Raw genomic sequence first — 20,939 nt, 5'->3', positions numbered from 1 at the left:
GATTAACCTCCGCCGCTTCCGTCGAGGAGCGGGGAACCGAGGAGATGATCACCATGAATCTGCTGGGGAAGGTCAGAAGGCTGTACTACCGGGAGGGGCTCACGCTCTCGGAGATCGAGCGTCGCACGGGGCTGACGCGCAAGACGATCCGCAAGTGGCTGAAGGCGCCCGAGGGGGTTGAGCCGAAGTATCGACGCAAGGTCGTCGACACCAAGATCGCGCCGTACGCGGCGCAGTTGGTCAAGATGTTGGAGACCGATGCGCGGCGACCGCAACGGGACCGACGCACGGCGCTGAAGCTGTTTGGTCAGTTGCAGGTGCAGGGGTTCGACGGCGATTACAGCCGCGTCACCGAGTTCATCCGGCGCTGGAGGGCCGAAGGCGGTGCCTCGGTCACGAAGGCCTTCGTTCCGCTGCAGTTCGAGCCGGGAGAGGCGCACCAGTTCGACTGGAGCGAGGAGCATCTGGTCATCGGTGGGGTGTGGCGCAAGGTGCTCGTGGCGCACCTGAAGCTGTGCTACAGCCGTGCCTTTGTCGTGCAGGCGTATCCGACGCAGAGCCACGAGATGCTGTTCGATGCGCACGCGCGGGCGTTTGCTGCGCTCGGGGGCGTGGCCCGGCGCGGGATCTACGACAACATGAAGACGGCCGTCGACCGGGTGAAGAAAGGCAAGGCGCGGGTGGTCAATACACGCTTTGCGGCGATGGCCTCGCACTACCTGTTCGAAGCGGACTTCTGCAATGTTGCCAGCGGTTGGGAGAAAGGCGTCGTCGAGAAGAACGTGCAGGACAGCCGACGGCGGATCTGGCAAGAGGCGGCCGAGACGCGCTTTGGTTCCTTCACCGAGCTGAACCTGTGGTTGCTGGCGAAGTGTCGCAGCCTGTGGCAGGAGCTCAAACATCCGGAGTACGACCTCAGCCTGGCGGAGATGCTCGAGCAGGAGCAGCCCAGCCTGATGCCGATGATCACGCCCTTCGACGGCTACGTGGAGACGCTGGGCAAGGTCTCGAGCACCTGCCTGGTTACGTTCGAGCGCTGCCGCTATTCAGCGCCGTGTGAGTTGGTGGGTCAGATGGTCGGCATCCGGGTGTATCCCGAGCAGATCGAGCTCGTCGCGCACGACACCGTCGTGGCCCGTCACGTGCGCAGCTTCACGCGCAACGAAGCGCGCTACGACTGGCAGCACTATCTGCCGCTGATCGAGCGCAAGCCCGGTGCGCTCAGGAACGGCGCACCCTTCGCCGACATGCCCGCGCCACTGCAGACGCTGCGCGCACTGCTGCTCAAGCGCGAAGGCGGAGATCGGGTCATGGCGAAGGTGCTCGCCGCCGTGCCTCAGCATGGCCTGGGGGCGGTCATCGTGGCGGTGGAGTTGGCGCTCGAAGCGGGCCGCCCCAGCCCCGAGCACATCGAGAACGTGCTCAATCGCCTGAAGTCGGCCCCTGCCACGCCGACCGTCGACACGGTACTGACCCTGAGCGAAACACCGGTGGCGGACCCGCAGCGTTACGACCGGCTGCGTGCGGAGGTGAGCCATGCGTGATGTGCTTGCCGAACTGAAAGCCCTGCGCCTGTACGGGATGGCCGACGCCTGGGCGGAGCTGGTGTCCACGAGTGATCTCGGGTGTCAGAGTTCGGGTTGGCTGCTCGAGCACCTGCTCGAGGCCGAGCATACCGACCGTCACCTGCGCTCGATCCGCTATCAACTGCAGGCGGCCCGCTTCCCGGTGCATCGGGATCTGGCCGGGTTCGACTTCGAGCAGTCGAAGGTGGAGCGGGCGTTGATTCAGGAACTCGCCACACTCGACTTCACCGCGCAGGCTCACAACGTCGTCTTCATCGGTGGCACCGGCACAGGCAAGTCGCATTTGGCCACGGCCCTGGGGGTGTCGGGGATCACCCAGCACGGCAAGCGGGTGCGGTTTTACTCGACCGTTGATCTGGTCAATCTGCTCGAGCAGGAGAAGGCGGCCGGCAAAGCCGGCAAGCTCGCCTTCTCGCTGCTGCGCATGGACCTGGTGATTCTCGATGAGCTGGGTTACCTGCCGTTCAGCCAGAGCGGCGGAGCGCTGCTGTTCCATCTGCTCTCGAAGCTGTACGAGCACACCAGCGTGATGATCACGACCAACCTGAGCTTCGGTGAATGGGCCAGCGTGTTCGGCGACGCAAAGATGACCACGGCACTGCTCGACCGGCTCACCCATCACTGCCATATCGTCGAGACCGGGAACGAGTCCTATCGCTTCCGTCAGAGCTCGGCCAGCGCGCGGTCGCGGATCAAGGACCGCGAGCAGCGCAAGCGCGGCCCCCTCACCGAGGACGAGCCGTTCTGATCCCGGCGCCCGCGCAGAGAAGCCCGCTTCGGGCTACGCCCTTCGCGGGCTTCTCTGCGCACACTCACGAACGGTAACTCGACTAAACTGAAAAGCAGTTGCTGCATGACGGGCAACTAAAGTGCCTGGGTAAAATTCAACGCGCACCGCTGGGTAGTTTTAGACGCGCGCCGACACCGTATCCAGTGGCGTTGCTTTCCCGTGTTTGAGCTTTCTGTCGTTCCAACGGATGCGGTCGACATCCCCTTCGTCATAGGGGGTGGCGCTGAAGCGTGCCGCATCGCGCAGAAGGACCTCTGCGATCTTACGAGTGGCGCGGGTGCAGAAGACTTGTCCCTTGAAGCCCTGTCGATACAGCTCGGGAAGCAGCCCGCTGTGGTCGATATGAGCATGGGTCAGGATGACGAACTGAATGTCGCTTGGCTTGAAGGGCCAGAGCTCGCCTCGGTTCCAGCGCGGGGCGTCGTACTCGCCTTGCTGCATCCCGCAGTCCACCAAAAAGCTCCATTTCCTGCCTTCATCGCGAAGCCAGGCGCATGAACCGGTCACTTTTCCGAGGGGGCCGACGAATTGAATTTCCATGTTGGGTACTCCTGATGTGTTTTGGAGTGCTCATCATCGGGGGGCGTCGCCAGAGCCTGCAATGGAAAATGCAGCGCATTGCAATGCAATGCACCGTTGCACAAAAAGATGCAATAGTGGGGCGGCTGTCGTATGCTCGAGTCCTCTACAGGAGACCGTATGACTGCCCCGCTGATTGCCCTGATGCAGGAACAAGGCATCAAGTCGCTCGACGAGCTTGCGCGCCGTTTGTGTGAGGTGAAAACCACCGAAAAGTGGCCCGCAGCGCGCTCAGTAAGCGCCAAGCTCGGCCTGCTGAGCAAGGACGAGGCCGAGTGGTGGCTCAAGCGCCCGGCGTTCATTGATGCGCTGGTATCGATACTTCGGTGCCGTCGCGAGGACTTAAGACTGGAGGCGCCGCGCAAGCAGAAAAGACTGCTCGAGTTCGAGAATTTCCCAGAACTCCCTGGCTTGGATCTCACGCGTGAGGCTGCCTGCGCGTTAGGCGAGTTCGAGTCTGACGATGTGGCGCTGCGACCGTGGTTTGGTGTTCAGTCAGGACTAACGGCCGAACTTGAGGGCGTCTTCTGGTTGCACTTTCCGCCAGGTACGGGGAGAGACGTTTATTGGGCAGAACTGAAGCGACAAACGGCCTACAAGGCTGTTGAGGCCAGATGTCTTGCGGACGTAAAACTCTTGCATCAGGCGCGAGAGCCCACCCCCTGTGCCAATATGACCTGCGTCACCTACCCCTGACCATTTAGTGAGCAACGAGGTAGGCATGACGACCACCACTCAACCCAAGGCATCGATGCACATTCTGAAGACCTCTGCCGATCCGCTCGTCTCGCAAGGCGCCCGTAGGGCGACTGAAGAGACGAGCGGATCGGCGGCGCCGACCACGCAGCCCGGTGCGGACACCGAGGTCGTGCCGCGCGCCCGACGCCGGCAGTTCTCCAACGCCGACAAGCGGCGGATCCTCGACGCGGCCGACCGTTGCACCCAGCCCGGCGAGATCGGCGCGCTGTTGCGCCGCGAGGGCGTCTACTCGTCGAGCCTGAGCACGTGGCGACGCCAGCGCGAGGCCGCCGACTTGGCTGCACTGGCACCGCAAAAACGAGGCCCCAAGCCGGATCCCGCCGCCGCCGAAGCGCGCCAAATCGCGCAGCTGATGCGCGAGAACGAGCGCCTCAAGAGCCAGCTCGACAAGGCGCACCTGGTCATCGAGGTCCAAAAAAAAGTTGCTGCCTTGCTGGGCAGTCCGATCGACAACACGCACGACAAGTCATGATGCGCGGCGCCGACGAACTCGCCCCGACCCTTGGCATGGCCGCCGCCTGCCGGGCGGTGGGCCTCTGGCGCGGTGCGCCGGGCCGGGCGCGCACACGCGCGCACCGCGAAGCCCTTCACGGACCGCACCCCTGCCGCGCGGCACGGCCCCGTCCGCCGCTGGCGCTCGCACCCCCCGAGCGGAAGGAACTGCTCGAGGTGCTCAACAGCGAGCGCTTCTGCGACACGGCGCCGGCGGCCATCCACGCCACGCTGCTCGACGAGGGGCGCTATCTGGGCTCGGTGCGCACCATGTACCGGGCGCTCGCCGCCGACAGCGGCACGCGCGAACGCCGGCGTCAGCTCACCCACCCGACTTACGTCAAACCGGAGTTGCTGGCCACCGCCCCCAACCAGGTCTGGTCCTGGGACATCACCAAGCTCAAGGGGCCGGCCAAATGGACCTGCTTCCACCTCTACGTGATCCTCGACATCTTCAGCCGCCAGGTCGTGGGCTGGCTGATCGCCGAACGTGAAAGCGCCGAACTGGCCGAACAGTTGATCGCCGAGTCCGTGTCCCGCCACGACATCGCGCCCGGCACCCTGACGCTGCACGCCGATCGCGGCGCCAGCATGCGCTCCAAGCCCGTGGCCGCCTTGCTGGTCGATCTGGATATCACCAAGAGCCATAGCCGTCCGCACGTCTCGGACGACAATCCCTACTCGGAATCGCAGTTCAAGACGATGAAGTACCGCCCGGACTTCCCCGCGCGCTTCGGCAGCCTCGCCGACGCCCGCGCCCACTGCCAGACCTTCTTCACTTGGTACAACACCGAGCACCGGCACTCGGGCATCGGCTACATGACCCCGAGCAGCGTCCACTATGGCCAGGCGCTCGCCGCTCGTGCGCTCAGACAGGACGCGCTGGACGCCGCCTTCTTGGCCAACCCCAAGCGCTTCAAGGGGCGCCGCCCCGAACCCCCAGCGCTGCCGACCGCAGCCTGGATCAACCCACCCGCAACGGAGCAAACCGACGACTCGAACACCCCGGCTTCCACAGTAAATTCATGAAGCACGGTGACGCAAAGTCATTGACACGTTCCGCCATTTGCATCAAGGTCGATGAGAGTCAGGGTGAGAGGGATGTCTCTGCGCTACTCAAGCGGGCATCCAAGGCAGTACTCGTCTGTGCTCCTTTCGCGATGCCGCGCGCCGGGCAGGGTGGCGCCTATTGGCGCCACAAAGATATGCCTTTGTCTGATATCGATTCCGATAGCACCTGGAAGGAGTACGCATGGCAGTTGCGCCGAGACTGGAGGGCGCGACTGTTGAAATGGGTTGGAGCGCGACTATCACCGGCCTCCAACTCTTCGTTCGACGCGTCGGCACTGGAGACTTGGCTTGCTGCATTTGGCGACGATTCGCTGTTCGATACACCCCGAAACCTGATGGGGCTGTGCCGCGTTGTCCACCACGTGGGGGTGGCGGGACTGCCCGACCTGGAGGCGACAGAGGCGGGCGAGCAGTTACTTCGGCAGATTGCGCAAGATGATGCCGAGAGCTGCCTCGCTTTTGCAGACGTGGCGTGGGATTGGTTCAACGACCCCGGTCTGCCCTGGGGGGGGCGTATCGGCCCGGATGACTGGAAGAGGTTGATTTCCACTCCGTCGAGGCTAATCAGGCAGCTCTGCTCGGAGAGTGAAGAGGATGAGCGACTACGTCTGTTTCGGACGCTCGAAGAGCGCGCGACCGAGCGTGCACGATTGGACCTTGTAGACACCGTCTTTGTGGCGCATGACGAGCAGGGGCGAGTTGCCTTGGCGCCGCGGTTTGTCGTGGAGCTCGTCACTCGTGGACGCCTGCAGCGCCTGATCACCCGGGAGTCACGCCCGCACTGGGGGGCGCTGTGTTTCGACGCGGACAGGTTTCTTACGGTTCAGCGCGCGTTGGCTCTGCTGTCAATCGAGGAGCTTGCCGCTTGCGCGACGCAGGTCCTGGTTCAGTACCAGGACGACGCAGCCGGCGTCGGTGCCAGTGAAGCGATCTTCTGTGCGTTGAGTACCCGCGACCTAAGTCGACAGGCCGTGCCAGAAGGCCTTCGCTCCATTGTGGAGATTGTGCTGACTCGGATGGTTGGGGTCGTACCGGATACTCCCAGCTCGATGACTATTGGCTGGGCGCTTCCGGACTTGTGGATTGGTGCTTGTTGGTCGGTGAGCCTTGGGATGGCGCGCCCGCGGCTTGAGATTCCGGAGTATTGGGCCTCGTTCTTCCCAGGGTGGTTCGATCTGGATGAGGTGAATTTCTCTGATGTTTCCTGGATGCTTGACTGGCAAAGCCTGGCGAGGAGCCCGCGGCGACAGATTGTCAAAACGATCTTGCAGAGCTCCAAAGCGGTGGTGGAACGACTCGCTGCAGTCCCAGCGAGTCCCCCCGGTGTGCTCATCCCCTACCTGGTCGCGCGATTTGCGGGGACACAGTCGGCAGAAGCTGAGGCTGGGTGGTGGAAGGAGATACTGGACAGTCGAGACCCTCTCTTCTGGCTACGCGTGCTCATTGACGTGGCACGGGAGCCGGGTCGCGAGCCTGCGCGAATAGCGGCCTCGATCTTCAACTGCTACGGCGAGCTGTCACAAGGGCCTCGCATGATGCTGTCGCTGATCTGGGAGTGGCTGAGGGAGCATTTGATCGACTTCGTCGCCCCAGATGAGCTGCTCCTGTGTTTGAGCCCCCTGGGGCTGGGGGTGCTGAAATCTAACTTCAACAAGCTTTCGCCCAGTCTTCAGATCCAGCTCTGCAGAGAAATCGCGGCCAGGGCAACAGCTGCAGAAAAACTGGATTTCTGGATGAGGATCAGGCCAGATCCGTCTAAGACCCTGTTTGACGCAATGCTGCCGTTGGTGAGTGCCCCAGACAGCTTCGGCGCATCATGGTTGTGGCAAGCCGATGCAGCGCGAACATTACAGCTCCTGCGCGGCAATGGCGATCCAGAACTGAAATGTTCGCTGGTAGAAAGTTTCGAGGGAGACGCACGCACCTTCTCTGAGCTCCTCGACGTGGTAAAGCAAGATCCGTCGCTGTTCCCATCGGCCGAGGCGCGACGAGCTTGGGCGCTGAGGCGCCTGCCGAACTCAGGAAAGTGGGCGCCAGATCTGATGGTGTTGGTTGCGCACTGATCGCATCAGTCGACCAGGACGGCCTTCCACCCTGACGCCTTCACTGTTTCTGTCGCAATGCGAATCGCCTCCTCACGTTTAGGGTGAGCGGCTTCGGCGGCCGGAGCGATTTTCTTCTCCAGCAACTCGTCGAGGACTGCATCTACGTGAGCACTGACAGCGGCGGCGGCGTCCTGGGTTGATGAGGCGCGCCGACCTCCATTTGCCTGACGAAGAGCAACAAGGGTGTGGTGCGCAGGGAATGCTCGCGTCCACCACGGTCCGCCCTCGTACTGCTGTACGGTGATCAGGTAGGCGATGTCGCTCTCGGTAGTTGTCGGTAGGGCATCGCTGTGCGCCGGCTCGGGTGAACGAGGCGCATCGGTTTCCGTCGGAGATGCCGCCGCGGCGTTCTCGCGGTTCGCTTGAGCGATTGCGTCCTCCAGGACGTAAGCGGCGGGATCGTCGGCCCCGTAGCGCTCCCCGTCTGAACGTGTCCAGGTTCGCTTTTCGACCAGCGAGGGTACTCTTTCCATCGCCCCAATCGGCTCGATACCCATCGCCTGGAGCCTTGAGAGGAGCTCTGCGAAGACTTCGTCCTTTTGCAGTGACCAGGTCGACGCAAAACACCGCCAGAAGACCCAGCCTGCGCGTTCAAGAACGCGTTGGCGGGCCATGTCGTTGGCCCACCGGTCCGGTCCGTGGTAGTCGTCGCCATCGAGCTCAATGGCGAGGCGGGCGTCTCCCGCACCTTCGACGACCATATCAATACGGTATGCGCCCGCCTTGACCTGGGGAATGACCCGATAGCCGTGCTCCGAGAGCCTCGTAAAGACCTCGCGCTCGAATCCCGACTCGCACAGGTCAATGAGGAGTTCTGCCGGTTGCTCATCGGCAATGAGCGGTTTGTCAAAATGGCTTACGAGGGTGAGACGCAGGTCCTTGTCTGACAGGTCCGAGACTTTGAGCGAACGGACAAGGTACATGCGGTCGCGGGCGCGGCTCGCGGCAACGTTAAAGCGCTGGTCGTACATGGTGCCGGAAAGTGCCTTGCAGCTCTTGCTGTCGACCACCATGGAAAGGAACATGATGTCGCGCTCGCTCCCTTGGAAGGTCCGTGCGTCGCCGCAGTCAAACCGGCGGCGCAGGAGTTCGGCCGCGTCGCACCTCTGACGTACGACGCTATCAATGAGCTTTGCCTGCTCCATGCCGAGCAGAGAGACAACGCCAATCGTGCGACCTACGAGGCTTGGGTTGTCGAGAATGGCAGCAATCTCCTCGGCAATTGCTTCAGCCTCCGCCTTGTTGCAGCTGTGCTTATCTCGCATGCCATGTGGGACGTAAAGGTCCACCAAGGGAGGGTCGATGCGCTCATGAGCGCTCGGAATGCGTAGTGGCTGGATGTTGTCCTTGTAGAAGGTACGGTTCGAGTAGGCGATGATGGCCGGGACACAACGGAAATGCTCTCTGAGCATTACCTGGTTCGCCGCGAACACTCGTGCCGCCAGGTCGTACAGGGACTTCTCCGGCGTCATGTCGTTGCCGTACGGCTGGTCCGACAGGAAGCGCGCCTTCAGATTGTTAATTGTGGCACTCGCAATGAACCCGCCATCCGGCGAGACCTGCTTGTCGTCGCCGACCACGAGAATCTTCCTTCCGCGCAGAATCGCCGGCAGCGCCCACAGGTCGGACTGACTTGCCTCGTCGACAATGACGAGGTCGAAAGCGCCAATATCGGCCGGCATCGCCTCGGAGATTCGGGCGTGACTCATGATCCAGCACGGAACTGCGCCAGCGGCTTCAAACATCGCCTCGCGCGCGTCCCGTCGATAACGGGTGGCATTCGGGCCGGTCCCCTGGCCGATGCGGCGAATGGCGGAAGCGTAGCCCGCCAGCGCCTGGAGGACTCGTTGCGTTGCGTTACGCTTGGTTGAGAGCCACGCCGATTTTGCAACGAGCTCCTGATACAGGCGCGCCAGCCCGTTTTCCAGGTCTTTGCGTCGTGCGAACAGTCTGACGAGTTCCTCGCGTGCTTCAATCGACTGCAGGTGGGCCCGTACCCGTGCCCAGTTCCAGGCTTCTCGCCATGTCGGAGGAAAGACTGGGTCTTCCCCAGCCATGCCGACAGCCTCGGTCCGGATTCGCTGCGCGAGCTTCACGCCACCCGCTCGTTCAATGCGGCTAGCGTAGTCGTTCACTCGGCACAAATGGGTGCCGAGCTCCGCGAGGCGACGAAGCTCTGCCAGCAACTCCGCATACCTTGCCGCAACGCGCTCTGGTTCGAGGTCGACCTTGCCCAACTCGCGAAGGACAAACGATCTGAGCGTGTCGATAACCGGCCCTGACGTGCCCACGAGCTTTTCTTGCAGGGTTGCGAGTTGGACAGTCGCCTGAGCCAGCGTCGCATTTGTCAGGTGGTCGTCAAGTTGCTCACGGACCGAGCGCAGCTCGGTTGAATCGCTGGTGAGCGCCTTGAGCGGGGCGCGCTGGAAGACCTCCTGCGCCTTCGCCACCAGTTGGGCGTCATGCTCCGTCGCCAGTTTGTGCGCGTTCTTCGCGGCGCTCGCGATCAACTCGATCCTTCGGAGGCTGGCAACGCCGCCCTCGAGCCGTGGTAGCGAGAGGTCATCCGCAAAGTTATTCCAGCGAACCTGGAACGACAGGATTTCCTGGTGCAGCTGTAAATACCGGTCTACATGTTGCCAATCGGCCGTCGACTGTGGGACAAGGCCCGAAACCCGAATCTGCCCCACATTTTCTTTGGCATCGCTCGCCCCGAATGCGATAAAGCCAAAAGGCTTGCCCGTCTCGGCGGCGCGCTTAACGGCTTCCTTCGTCTTCTGGCAGGTGAGTCCGCGCTCAGGGAAATCGACTGGGCGTTTCAAGAAACCTGCGCGTGCTTCAATCAAAGTGTCGATGTCATTGAACAACGACTCCAAGGCCTCGCGTTCAGCCTTGAAGTTGGCATGTCGGCACTTTTCACGGAGCGCGAAGGGCCAAGCGTCACCGAGACCTTCCAGACCAGTGACGACTTCGAGCGTAGCGTCGATTCGTGCGAGCAAGTCTTGAGCGGCCTGCAGTACTTCGGGGCTACTTGCCTTGAGAGGAAGAAGCCCGCCACTTCTGATACGAGATTCGAGCCGGCGCATTCTGACAAGAATCTCGTGCAGTCGAGCGATGTCGGCCACGCTGGGCAGGGCGTCCGTGGCAGGTAGCTGAACGCCCACATAGCACAGGTCGTCGCGCAGGATCCTTCGGGACTCTCTCAGCTGGCTTGCCTCTTCCTGCGTCAGAGGGGGAGCATGTTTGGCGTCCAGGTCGATGACATCGTCGAACCAGCCGAAATGTTCATGGCCGGAGAGGACCAATTCGGCCATCTTCGCTGCGCGCTGCGGGACGCCGTCCACCTCGATCTCTTGCAACTGCGTGGCAGCTATCTCGTCTACGCGCCGGTCTATTAGCGCGAGTTCCTCGTGTGCGCGGTCAATGGCACTTTGGCGCTCGGAAATCTCGCGTTGGGTGAGTGCCGGGTTCAGCTGTGAAATCTGGTGTTGTATCGCCTCGATGGATGCCTGGAATTGCCGCACACCCTCTCGGTCGCTTGCGAGCAGCGAGACCGTGAGCTTGCGCACACCCTCGGGAATCTTCGACTGCAGCACCTCAAGTGCTTGCTCTCCGCGCGAGGTCACCAGCACGCGTTTCCCGCTCGCGAGGTAGTGGCAGATGATGTTGGCGATTGTGTGAGTCTTGCCCGTGCCCGGCGGTCCCTGGACGGTCACACCGGGGGACTGCTCGAGCTGTTGGATGATGGTGACTTGCTCGTCGTTGTAGGGCAGCGGGAAGTACAGTTCTTGCGTACTTGCAGCACCCCCACCACTCCCCGAGCCGCGGGTCGATAGTCCGCGGAAGCGAATCTCTGAATGGCGGACCGGCTCATCTGAAGGGGGAGAAACGAGGGACAGTGGGCCCGAAGGGATCTCTACGCCGGCCTCGAGCTTTTCCTGAAGGCGTCGGAGGTCGTCAAACAGGTAATTGTTGGACCGGGGGCGTGAGAGAAGGACCCACTCGTCTGTGACGATGAGGTTCGAGCCAGGGGGTGGGACGGGCTCAGCCTTTCCCTGCACTTCCCGATATTGCCCACCACTGTCCATGTTGCTGGCGACGAGCCGGAGGATGTCACCGTAGGTCGATGCATCAAAAGGCGTCACTGGCGCGGCGCCAGGCCGCTTCAGGTGTTCTTTTGCCGCGAGCTCGAGTTCGGCCGCTCCGATGACGGCGCAAGCAGTGAAACCGTCCAACTCGACGCGAGTATCGGTAGAGCGAGGGCGCACCTCAAGCATCATGGTGCGTTCGTCGATGGAGATTTCGAGCGCCTGAGTGATTAGCGGATATTCGAACGCGATCCTGTCCGAGTCGACCGGGATGTTCCAACTGGCGACGCCGATGCCCCACACGAGCTCTTGAGGCCGAGCAGTCTCTTCCGCCTCGAGCTGGTGCTTCAGGGCGAACAGTTCAGCGTACAGCGCAATCGTCTTCCTACGAGGCCGTTCGCCCTCAGCCCAGGCCTGCCAGATAGGCGAGTATGCTTTCAGGGTTGCGTCTGCGGTGGCGCGTATCTCGGCGGCTGCGGCCTCAAAGGTATCGTCCGGTCTCCGTTCTCGAAGCCTGGTGATGCGCGACTTGATGCCTGCCTCGCTCACGACTGGCGGGGCACCGAACGGGTCGGCGCCAACTACAAGCAGGTCACTTGCATGCTCAGGAGGCGCTGGTGGTCTGCGTGCATCCAATCGTTCAACCTGGAGCCACGTGTGGTCACCTTCGACCTTGAGGTCGAAGGTGACGCCCGGGAGGCCTGCGAGTTCGGGCCGACGACGAAGGAAGCCCTTGGCAGCTGAAAGCCGAAACCCTTTCGGATCGACGTTCTTGGCCTGCTCTCGTATGTAATCCAAAAGGTTGTGCAGAAGCTGCCGAGGCGTATTTTTCATCGGTCGTCAGTGATGCAGGTGGGCTTTAATTCTAATGCGATGTAACTGAGCACTGAACAGCTGTCGCTGGCCAGTCACCGGCTTCTGCTGCGGATCTCGGCTTCGGAACGGGAGCCGTCGAGGTGTTGTTTGTGGATCCAAGCGCGGGGGCAACTTATCCCTCGCTGTGCAGGAAGGCCAGCCTCACTCAAGCAGAGACGCCACTCAAACACCACGCGTCAGACGTCTGCAATCAACGGGCTCGCCGCCGCGAAATCGAGAACCGTCAGTGACATGCAGCCATGTTCTCATCCGACTGGGGGGTGGCGAGTTGAGCTAGAGTAATTTGTCATCAGATGCCGCCGGACCGAAACCACACCCTCGTGGGTAAGCCGGGGCCCGCCTGCTCTTTCCGTACTTCAAATTGCCCCGATTCATGCAGAACCTGCCGCCAACTGCTGCAGCCGTAGCGTCGTGGGGTGTGCTCGGGATGTTCCTTTTGGAGGAAGGCAATGGCGTCATTCAGGGATGTCCAACCGTCGTGCGCGAGGCCGGCCTCGGCCTCACGGAGCAGTCTCACGATGGTGCTGCAAGCCCATTCGACCCCGGCCCCTCCGGGCAGGATGCCGTGGTGTAGAAATTCCCTGAACTCGGGCGTTTGCATGAAGCTCGCCATGTACTCGCGCGCCTCCACGCTGGCCTTTGCCCATGCCTGGAGTTCCATGTAACGCTCATCAACCTGCTCATAGCAGGCCTCCAGATACGCTTGGGCCGTGATGCAGCCGCTCTCGCTCCAGATGTCATGCTTCTCGAGAAAGTGATGAACCAGTTCGTTACGCAGGTCGACGAGCGCGCGGAGGGCAGTCACCGTCTCCTCATGGCGCTTTGCCGATAACTCGACCCTGAACCTGGCGCGAAGGACAAAGGCATTTTCTTCTGCCGAGTGGTCGTTGTCCCCATCTTCGTCCGAAGCGATGGAGTCCGGGGTAAGCAGATTTTCGGTCAGCGCTCCGACGACATGCCCAAGGGTCTTCTTCGACAGGCCCTCCATGCGCGAGTCCCGGATGGCGATCAGTCGATGTGCAGGGCCGGAAACGTCGTGCTCTGCGACCAATGCCTTCAGGAGCCGCTCGTATTGCTGCAGCCGGATGAGGCAGCGACCCAACTTGCGTTGAACCAGATGTTGGAGCGCGACGAATTGTTCGGAGCGTCGCGGTTCGAGGTCGAAGGTCATGGTCACGCGGTCGCGAATGCGGGCAGCTGGGGCGCGAAGGATAAGAGCCACATCATACTTGCATCCTTGGCTGCATCCATGAGGGCAGCGTAGGCGTCGGCAAGCGGCTTGCAGTATGGACTTGGTATATTGTCCGCTTCGGGAGCAGGTGCGATACACATTCTTGGCTCACAGGACGCCCGTGTCCGGCAGTGATTGGTATGGAATGAGGCCTCGCTCCGAGGGAGCATGATTCATGACGGCACTTCGAACTTCAGCCGCCTTACTCGCGTTACGCGGCAAGCCGCTATGGCGGCTGCTTGCTGCAGACAAAGCTCCTTTGGTCATGGGCTTGCTCCAGAGCCTTTTGCTCGACCAGGACAAAACCTTATCCAGTTCAGTGTTCCACGAGCGACTGGCTCGCGAGATGGAGCTCTTGCGTGACCATGGACATGAACTCCCGCAGACCGCACAAGCCTACGTTGCAGATTGGATTGGTGAGGGGTGGCTGACGAGGCGTTTTCCCCCCGGCGCAAGCGAAGAAGAGTTCGAGCTGACCGCCGATGCAGCGGTCGCACTGCGGTTCATCAACGGCATCCTCCGGCCGCGCACCTCCGCCACTGAAAGTCGTCTGGCAAACGTCATGCAGCAGTTGTCCCGCCTCGCGGAAGAGACCGACACCAATCCGAAAACCCGTATGGCGGCACTGACGGCGGAGCGGGAACGCATTGACCGGGAGATAGCAGCGCTCGAACGCGGTGGTGTGAAAACGCTGCCCGATGAGCGTGCCCTGGAGCGCGCCCGCGAAATCATCTCGCTGGCCGAGGAGTTGGCGAACGATTTCCGAAGCGTGCGTGATGCTTTCGACAAGCTCAATCGGAGTTTGAGGCAGAGCCTCATGGAGAGTGACGGAAGCCGGGGGCAGGTGCTGGAGGCCCTATTTTCGGGGGTGGACCTCATCGCCGAGAGTGAGCATGGCAGAACCTTTTCTGCGTTTTGGCGTTTGCTCACCGATGGCGAGCAGTCAGCCGTGTTGCTCGAGTCGCTCGACGAGGTCATCGCACGCCCGTTCGCGCAGCAACTTGAATTGCGCGAGCGCCGTTTCCTGCAGAACCTGACCGCGACGTTGATGAGCGAAGGTGGAGGTGTGCACGACGTTGTCCAGCAGTTCGCGCGCAGCCTCAAGACCTTTGTCCAGAGTCGCGAATTCCAGGAGCAGCGCCGACTCCATGGGCTGCTGAAGGAGGCCCAGCAAGCGGCACTTCAGGCGCGTCCTGCTGTGCGGCCGAGCGCCCACATTGACTATTTCTTCAACCTCACCAGCAGCCGTATCCGCTCGGTCAGCCAGTGGGAACTGCATGACCCGACATTGAGCGTTGCCGATGCGTCGATGCCCGAGGCCGAGGCCTCCGAACTTGGACTCGATGTCGTCGAAGACATGGTGCGCCAGTCCGAAATCGACTTTCGAACACTACGAGAGCACCTGCGCGTCATGCTCACGTCGATGTCGCAGGTGACGATTGGGCAAGTGCTCGAACACTTTCCGGCAGAACAGGGGTTTGGCAGCGTCGTGGGTTACGTTGCGCTTGGGGCAAAGCACGGCGAGCTGACGGACAAGCTGGAGACGGTCAGCTGGGTCGGCGCCGATGGCATCAGCCGCAAGGGGCGTGTGCCCACAATCTACTTTGTCAGGGAGCGTGCCCTTGAGCTACTCGACTGATTACGATCCTCAGGTGGAGACATCGATGGGGGTTGGTACGGACGGTTTCTGCCCGGAGGCTGAAGCCTCCGGCGGCGACAGCGGGGCGGCATTTCCAGGGGACAGCGGACGTCTCCCGTTGGAGACCCGACGGGTACTCGTCCAGCTGCTTCTTGGGCCTGCGGTCGATGGGCGACGCCAGACGAAGCTCTGGCCGGTGCTGGTGCGCGACGAGGTGGTTGTGCGTGAGCGCTTGCACGAGCTGTTTCTTGAGCTCGTCATCGACCATGAGCAGAAGGTCGCGTTCACGCGGCAGGTTACGGCCGACGATACAGAGATCCCTGTGTTGCTGCGGCGAGCAAACTTGACCTACCTCGAGTCGGTCTTGGTGCTCTTTCTGCGGCAGAGACTCACCCAAGCAGACACTCAGGGTGAGCGGGCAGTCGTCTCCTTGCCAGAGCTGCTGGAGCATCTGAGCGTCTATGAGAAGGATGACAACGTCGACCATGCGCGCTTTGTGAAACAGCGCATCGCGGCCATTGAGAAGGCGAAGAAGCTCAGTTTGCTACAGAAGATTCGCGGGGCGGACGACCGCTTCGAGGTCTCCCCGACCCTGAAGTTGTTGTTTCCGGCAGAAGAGATCATGGCGCTCACCCGTACTTACGCAGCCTTGGCGCAGCGGACTGGGACGTCGGCAGCGGATGACGAGGTGGATGAGGGGGCCGAATCCGATACCGGGGGTGAAGGCGATGAATAGCGAAATGAGCGCGACGGCCGACCTTTTTGGTGATGCTGGCGCTGAGGCCAGCCAGTTCCGACTTGCGCGGATACAAACCTTTAACTGGGGCACCTTCGACAAGCTTTTTACTTTTGACATCTCCGAGAAGGGCTACTTGTTCGTGGGACCGTCTGGGTCCGGCAAGTCGACCATCCTCGATGCGCATGCTGCGTTGATGACGCCGCCGAAGTGGGTGGACTTCAACGTTGCGGCTCGCGAAGCGGAGCGCCACGGCAGGGACCGCAACATCATCACCTACATCCGCGGGGCTTGGTCCCAGCAGACAGGGGATTCCGGCGAATACGTGTCGCAGTATCTACGGCCCGATACCACCTGGTCAGCGATTTCGGAGACCTACCGCGACGGCAGGGGCCGAGTGGTTGTCCTCGCCCAGGTACTGTGGGTGAGAGGAAAGAGCACCGCCACGCGTGACGCCAGAAAGCTCTATGTGGTCCTGCAGCGCGAGTTTGATGTGCGTGAGCTCGAGTTCTTCCCGGCAAGCGATTTCGACACGCGCAGGTTCAAGTTCGACTTGCCCGATGCGTTCGTACGTGATGAGTTCAGCGCGTATCAGGAGCGTTTCCGGTATTTGCTAGGGATCGAGAACGAGCGGGCCTTGAGGCTGCTGCATAAGACCCAGTCAGCGAAGAATCTGGGCGATCTGAACACCTTCTTGCGGGATTTCATGCTCGATGCGCCGGAAACCTTCGAGCTTGCCGACCGCCTGGTTTCGCAATTCCAGGAGCTCAACGAGGCGCATCGTGCCGTCGTCGATGCGCGACGGCAGATTGAGACCCTGCAGCCCGCCAAGGATGAGGCCGAGCGCCTGGAGGCGGCGCGGCTCGCCAAGAACGAGCTCGATGAGCTTTCCGCAGGCATCGACCCTTACCGCGAGCAGAAACGGAAAAGCCTGCTCGAGGAGGCTATTCGCCTCGCCGAGGCGGAGATTGTCGGACAGGCGGCGGAAGCGGCGCGATTGGGTGAGCTGGCGGGCCGCGAGTTCGAAAAGCTGCGCGACTTGCAGGACAAGCGCGCTGGCGCGGGCGGTAACCTCATTGAGCAACTGACACGCGACATTTCCACTGCCGAAGGCCAGAGGAGGGAGCGACTTGCCAAGCGGGAGAAAGCGCAGGCCGCATGCGCAGCCATGGGCTGGGCTTACCCGGAGGACACGACCTCGTTCGCCGGTCTGGTTGCCGAGTCGAAGCAGCAGGTCCATGCGGCGCCCGAGTGGCGTGAGCAGCAGGCGGACAAGCAGTACGCGCTCCGCCAGGCTAGGGACAGGAAAGAAAACGACTTCAAGGAGTTGCGCCGGGAAATCGAGGCGATGGAACGGCAGCGCTCGAACATCCCCGCGAGAATGCTCGACGTCAGGGAGAGGCTGGCAAAGGCACTCAACATTCCGGAGGAACGATTGCCGTTCGCAGGCGAGCTCATCGAGGTGAAAGCCGAGGAGGCGGATTGGCAGGGGGCGATTGAGCGGGTGCTGGGTGGATTCGCGCGCTCCCTGTTGGTGTCGGACAAGCACTATTCCGCCGTGTCGGCGTACATCAACGACACGCACCTCGGTGAGCGTCTGGTTTATCTGAGGATGACGGAGTTTCTCCCCGCCGGCCGCTCGCTGTCTTCGAACTCGCTTGTCAAGAAGCTGAACTTCGCTGCGGGGCCGTATCGAGACTGGTTGCTTGAAGAGGTGAAGACGCACTTCGATTATGAGTGCGCCGATAGCGTCCAGGCATTTCGAAGTGCCCCCCGCGCGCTGACACGTGAGGGGCAGGTCAAACACAGCACGACCCGCCACGAAAAGAATGACCGCCGCCCCGTCGGTGACAAGAGCCAATGGGTGCTTGGGTTCGACAACGCGCGCAAGCTCAAGCTGTATCAGGAGCAGGCCTTGGCGCTTGTCGGTGAAATCGAAGAGATCAAGAAGGCGCTTACGGCATTGGTCGATGCCGGACGGTTGAACGAAGAGCGGCTCATGCATTGCCAGACGTTGGCTAACCTCACGTGGGCAGAGGTTGATGTCGGTTCGGTTCTCGAACGCATCTCGGACCTGCAGTCGCGACTCGAGACGGAGCGAGAGGCGCATCCGGACCTCGCGGTGCTTGATGCCCAAGTCGTCGAACAGGACAGGCTCTACAAGCATGCTGTGAATGCCGCCAATGAGACAGAGGGCGGTTTGCGTGCGAAGGAGTCTGTGCTTGCCAGCTTGGAAAAGCGGCTGAGCGGCCTTCAGGAGGCGCTTCTCAGTGTCGCTCTGACGCCCTTTCAGCTCACTGGACTCGATGAGCGGTTGGCGCAGATTCCCATCCCGATGGAGTTGGAGCGCGTTGATGAAATTGTGGGGCGGTTGGAACGGGGCATCGGGGCCGAACGAACCGGCCTGCTCACTCGCATTGGTGAGCACGAGAAGAAAGTCGAACGCTGTTTTCAGACGTTCGTAACGACCTGGCCGGCCGAGGCTGGTGGGCTCGACCCGAGTATTGAGAGTGCGCCCGATTTCTTCTCCAAGCTCGCGCGTCTTATCGGTGACGGTTTGCCCGAGTACGAAGAGCGCTTTCTTCGGCTCCTGCATGAACAGAGCGACCAGAATCTCACCCGTCTTTCAGCCCAGTTGGACCAGGAGCGAAAGGCGATTCGCGACCGTATGGACCTCGTCAACGAGAGCCTCAAGACTGCGCCCTACAACCCAGGGACGCACTTGGTGATCGAGACCACGGACCGCATGCTCGACGATGTGCGGCAATTCAAGCAGAGCCTCAAGGAGTCGTTGAGCCACTCGTTCAGCGCTGACCCATTGATGGCGGAGCGGCGCTTTGAAGTGCTGAACGCCTTGGTGAAGCGCTTTTCCAGTCAGGAGACGGTCGACCGGAACTGGCGAGGCCTGGTCTTGGATGTCCGCCTACACGTGGAATTTGTCGCCCGGGAACTCGATGCGTCAGGGCTTGAAGTCGAGGTCTATCAAAGTGGTGCCGGGAAGTCAGGTGGGCAGCGGCAGAAGCTCGCGGCGACCTGTCTCGCTGCGGCGTTACGTTACCAGCTCGGTGGCCAAGACCGAGCGTTGCCGATGTTCTCGACCGTGGTCCTCGATGAGGCTTTCGACAAGGCTGACGCGGAGTTCACGTCGATGGCCATGAACATCTTCAAAACCTTTGGCTTCCAGATGATTGTCGCAACGCCGATGAAGTCGGTCATGACGCTGGAGCCCTTCATTGGCGGTGCCTGTTTCGTTCACATCAAGGACCGCAAGCACTCGGCGGTTGTGCTCATTGACTATGACGAGGGTGCGCAGCGCTTGAAGCTCAATTCGGATACGCCCGATGACGAAGAAGCTGCTGTTACCTGAGGATGTACGGGCGCTTCTTCAGCGTCGCTACACCAATCAGCAGAAATCGTGGCTCATCGGCGAAGGGCAATGGCCTCTGTCCGTGGCGCTTGGTCTGCCGACTGAGAAGGATGTGACCGCCGACCCCGCAGGCGTCAGGAGGTGGGTCCAAGCGTGGGCAGAGTGGTCTTCAGGTGGCTCCGTTTCCTGGATGTCCCGGCAGTGGGGCCGTCTGGGCACGCAGCAACTTCCCGCAAGCCTGGCGTTCGCGACACCGCATGAGGTGGCGGCAGTCGTGGGGGATGGTTCGCGATGGGAGCAGGTTGAGCTTCGCTATCAGAGCATCACTGACCGTTGGCCTCAGCTGTCCGGTCCTGCGGTGGTCAGCAAACTTTTCAACGTACTGGCGGAGTATGACGATGCTGACTTTCGTCGGCTGTTCGCTTTGCTCGACTGGCTTGAACGCAACCCGGCGTCAGGGCTTATGGTCCGACAGTTACCCGTGGAGGGCCTCGATACCAAGTGGCTGGAAAAACGGAAGGGGCTCATTGCGGACTTGGTACGTCAACTGCGGTCCGTCATCCCCGAGGGCGATTTCCATAGCATCTGCGGTCTTCGCCGGCAGCCCAATAGAGTTCGTATCCGCATACTGTGCCCGACTCTGCGGCACAGGGTCGGTGGCCTACGTGACCTCGAAGCGCCTACGGAAGAGCTGGCCGCCCTGAGTCTGGATCCCAGCACCGCCCTCATTGTCGAGAACCTGGAAACAGGCTTGGCACTACCTGATTTGCAGGGTGTTGTGGCCTTCATGAAGCTCGGCAACGCGGTTAGCACGCTCTCTCAGCTGCCTTGGATACGTGACGCCAGGGGCCTTTACTGGGGAGATATTGACACCCATGGCTTCGCAATCCTGAACGTCGCCCGCGGGGTAATGCCAGCCGTTGAGTCGCTCCTAATGGACGAGCACACGCTGATGGCTTATCGCAGGTTGTGCGTGGAGGAGCCGGCGCAGACGAGCTTGCTCGAGCTACCCCTCCTGACCGCGTCCGAGCGCTCGGTCTTCGAAGGTCTGATTACTGGACGATGGGGTCCCCGGCTCAGGTTAGAGCAAGAGCGTATCCCCTGGGATTACGCCCTAGGGCGAATCAGGACGGCGACGACGTACCCGATGGGGGCGATGGAGGGCAGCTAACATCAGGCGGGTGGTGATTGCTTGCTTCGAGGGGAGCATCTGAGATGGAGAGTACGGCTAAGCCTGTTGACCGGGAAACGCTTTACAACGAGGTCTGGACTGAGCCGGTGTCCGTTGTCGCCCCTCGATACGGGCTGTCTGACGTCGGCCTCGCCAAGATATGCCGGTCTTTGGCCATCCCCCTGCCAAGTCGGGGGTATTGGGCCAAAGTCAAAGCGGGTAAGGTCATGCACCGGGTCCCCCTGCCCCCCCTGAAGCACTCGGGCGCAGTTCCCACGGGATTGGTCAAGTTGCCGTCTGAAAAGGTAGCAGTCCGGGAAGCTGCAAGAAAGACGGCGGCTCGGGTGCGGAAAGAAGTCCCACCACTTCCTCCTCCCGAAGAAGTGGGCACCCCTCACTCGCTCGTGGTGGCTACATCGAAGCGGCTGCGCAGGCGTGAAGGCTGGCCT

General features: G+C 61.6%; 12 protein-coding genes. 9 read left to right on the top strand and 3 right to left on the bottom strand.

Annotated features, from left to right (window positions below; translation table 11 throughout):
- Window positions 1-53 precede the first annotated feature (53 nt).
- Together istA and istB are read left to right on the top strand one after the other, a co-directional pair.
- Window positions 54-1,544, top strand: coding sequence for an IS21 family transposase (gene istA / locus TMZ1T_RS15240; RefSeq protein ID WP_012585845.1), 1,491 nt, complete (start codon window positions 54-56; stop codon window positions 1,542-1,544).
- A complete protein-coding gene (gene istB / locus TMZ1T_RS15235; RefSeq protein WP_004265643.1) occupies window positions 1,537-2,334 on the top strand; it encodes an IS21-like element helper ATPase IstB in 798 nt (265 codons plus the stop codon). The genes istA and istB overlap by 8 nt, the downstream gene beginning before the upstream one ends.
- 159 nt (window positions 2,335-2,493) lie before the next feature.
- Here the strand turns inward: istB and TMZ1T_RS15230 are convergent, their stop codons facing one another.
- Window positions 2,494-2,916 (bottom strand): MBL fold metallo-hydrolase, encoded by a 423-nt coding sequence (locus tag TMZ1T_RS15230; protein WP_012585844.1) that lies wholly within the window; start codon window positions 2,914-2,916, stop codon window positions 2,494-2,496.
- Between the two features lie 159 nt (window positions 2,917-3,075).
- Here TMZ1T_RS15230 and TMZ1T_RS15225 point away from each other — a divergent pair, with 159 nt between their 5' ends.
- The 3 genes from TMZ1T_RS15225 to TMZ1T_RS15210 all read left to right on the top strand — a co-directional run bounded on the left by TMZ1T_RS15225 (window position 3,076) and on the right by TMZ1T_RS15210 (window position 7,340).
- On the top strand, window positions 3,076-3,651 hold the full coding sequence (locus tag TMZ1T_RS15225) for a hypothetical protein (RefSeq protein WP_012585843.1): 576 nt from the start codon (window positions 3,076-3,078) through the stop codon (window positions 3,649-3,651).
- Between the two features lie 55 nt (window positions 3,652-3,706).
- Window positions 3,707-5,235, top strand: a protein-coding gene (locus TMZ1T_RS15215; RefSeq protein WP_407083909.1) for an IS3 family transposase whose coding sequence is annotated in 2 segments (ribosomal slippage) — window positions 3,707-4,160 and window positions 4,160-5,235 — 1,530 coding nt in all. Because the reading frame shifts where the segments join, the coding sequence is not laid out codon by codon here.
- Window positions 5,232-7,340 carry a hypothetical protein gene (locus tag TMZ1T_RS15210; RefSeq protein ID WP_012585840.1) on the top strand — a complete coding sequence of 703 codons (2,109 nt, stop codon included), beginning with the start codon at window positions 5,232-5,234 and terminating at the stop codon, window positions 7,338-7,340. Before TMZ1T_RS15215 ends, TMZ1T_RS15210 begins: the two co-directional genes overlap by 4 nt.
- 5 nt (window positions 7,341-7,345) lie before the next feature.
- Here TMZ1T_RS15210 and TMZ1T_RS15205 read toward each other — a convergent pair whose 3' ends face one another.
- Entirely contained in the window at window positions 7,346-12,304 is a 4,959-nt protein-coding gene (locus TMZ1T_RS15205) for an AAA domain-containing protein (protein ID WP_012585839.1), read from the bottom strand.
- Between the two features lie 331 nt (window positions 12,305-12,635).
- Window positions 12,636-13,517, bottom strand: coding sequence for an OST-HTH/LOTUS domain-containing protein (locus tag TMZ1T_RS15200; protein ID WP_012585838.1), 882 nt, complete (start codon window positions 13,515-13,517; stop codon window positions 12,636-12,638).
- 235 nt (window positions 13,518-13,752) lie between these two features.
- On the opposite strand from TMZ1T_RS15200, the gene TMZ1T_RS15195 reads away from it, so the two are divergent.
- From TMZ1T_RS15195 to TMZ1T_RS15180, 4 genes are read left to right on the top strand one after another with little or no spacing between them, the layout of a single operon-like run.
- Window positions 13,753-15,216, top strand: a complete 1,464-nt coding sequence (locus TMZ1T_RS15195) for a DUF3375 domain-containing protein (RefSeq protein WP_012585837.1) — start codon at window positions 13,753-13,755, stop codon at window positions 15,214-15,216.
- Entirely contained in the window at window positions 15,200-15,952 is a 753-nt protein-coding gene (locus TMZ1T_RS15190) for a DUF4194 domain-containing protein (RefSeq protein WP_261788971.1), read from the top strand. Before TMZ1T_RS15195 ends, TMZ1T_RS15190 begins: the two co-directional genes overlap by 17 nt.
- Window positions 15,945-19,319 carry an ATP-binding protein gene (locus tag TMZ1T_RS15185; protein WP_012585835.1) on the top strand — a complete coding sequence of 1,125 codons (3,375 nt, stop codon included), beginning with the start codon at window positions 15,945-15,947 and terminating at the stop codon, window positions 19,317-19,319. Before TMZ1T_RS15190 ends, TMZ1T_RS15185 begins: the two co-directional genes overlap by 8 nt.
- Entirely contained in the window at window positions 19,294-20,490 is a 1,197-nt protein-coding gene (locus TMZ1T_RS15180; RefSeq protein ID WP_012585834.1) for a DUF3322 domain-containing protein, read from the top strand. Before TMZ1T_RS15185 ends, TMZ1T_RS15180 begins: the two co-directional genes overlap by 26 nt.
- Window positions 20,491-20,939: the final 449 nt, after the last annotated feature.

It is taken from the genome of Thauera aminoaromatica, from assembly GCF_000021765.1.
GTDB lineage: Bacteria > Pseudomonadota > Gammaproteobacteria > Burkholderiales > Rhodocyclaceae > Thauera > Thauera aminoaromatica.
The sequence above is the reverse complement of the archived record's forward strand: the minus strand, read 5'-3'. Positions and strand labels throughout refer to the sequence as shown.

What these genes read in the sequence shown, in the direction of transcription:
- TMZ1T_RS15185 (WP_012585835.1), top strand. Translation starts at nt 15,945, where the DNA reads ATGAATAGCGAAATGAGCGCGACGGCCGACCTTTTTGGTGATGCTGGC.
- TMZ1T_RS15180 (WP_012585834.1), top strand. Translation starts at nt 19,294, where the DNA reads ATGACGAAGAAGCTGCTGTTACCTGAGGATGTACGGGCGCTTCTTCAG.
- TMZ1T_RS15205 (WP_012585839.1), bottom strand. Translation starts at nt 12,304, where the DNA reads ATGAAAAATACGCCTCGGCAGCTTCTGCACAACCTTTTGGATTACATA.
- istB (WP_004265643.1), top strand. Translation starts at nt 1,537, where the DNA reads ATGCGTGATGTGCTTGCCGAACTGAAAGCCCTGCGCCTGTACGGGATG.
- TMZ1T_RS15230 (WP_012585844.1), bottom strand. Translation starts at nt 2,916, where the DNA reads ATGGAAATTCAATTCGTCGGCCCCCTCGGAAAAGTGACCGGTTCATGC.
- TMZ1T_RS15225 (WP_012585843.1), top strand. Translation starts at nt 3,076, where the DNA reads ATGACTGCCCCGCTGATTGCCCTGATGCAGGAACAAGGCATCAAGTCG.
- TMZ1T_RS15210 (WP_012585840.1), top strand. Translation starts at nt 5,232, where the DNA reads ATGAAGCACGGTGACGCAAAGTCATTGACACGTTCCGCCATTTGCATC.
- TMZ1T_RS15200 (WP_012585838.1), bottom strand. Translation starts at nt 13,517, where the DNA reads ATGACCTTCGACCTCGAACCGCGACGCTCCGAACAATTCGTCGCGCTC.
- istA (WP_012585845.1), top strand. Translation starts at nt 54, where the DNA reads ATGAATCTGCTGGGGAAGGTCAGAAGGCTGTACTACCGGGAGGGGCTC.
- TMZ1T_RS15195 (WP_012585837.1), top strand. Translation starts at nt 13,753, where the DNA reads ATGACGGCACTTCGAACTTCAGCCGCCTTACTCGCGTTACGCGGCAAG.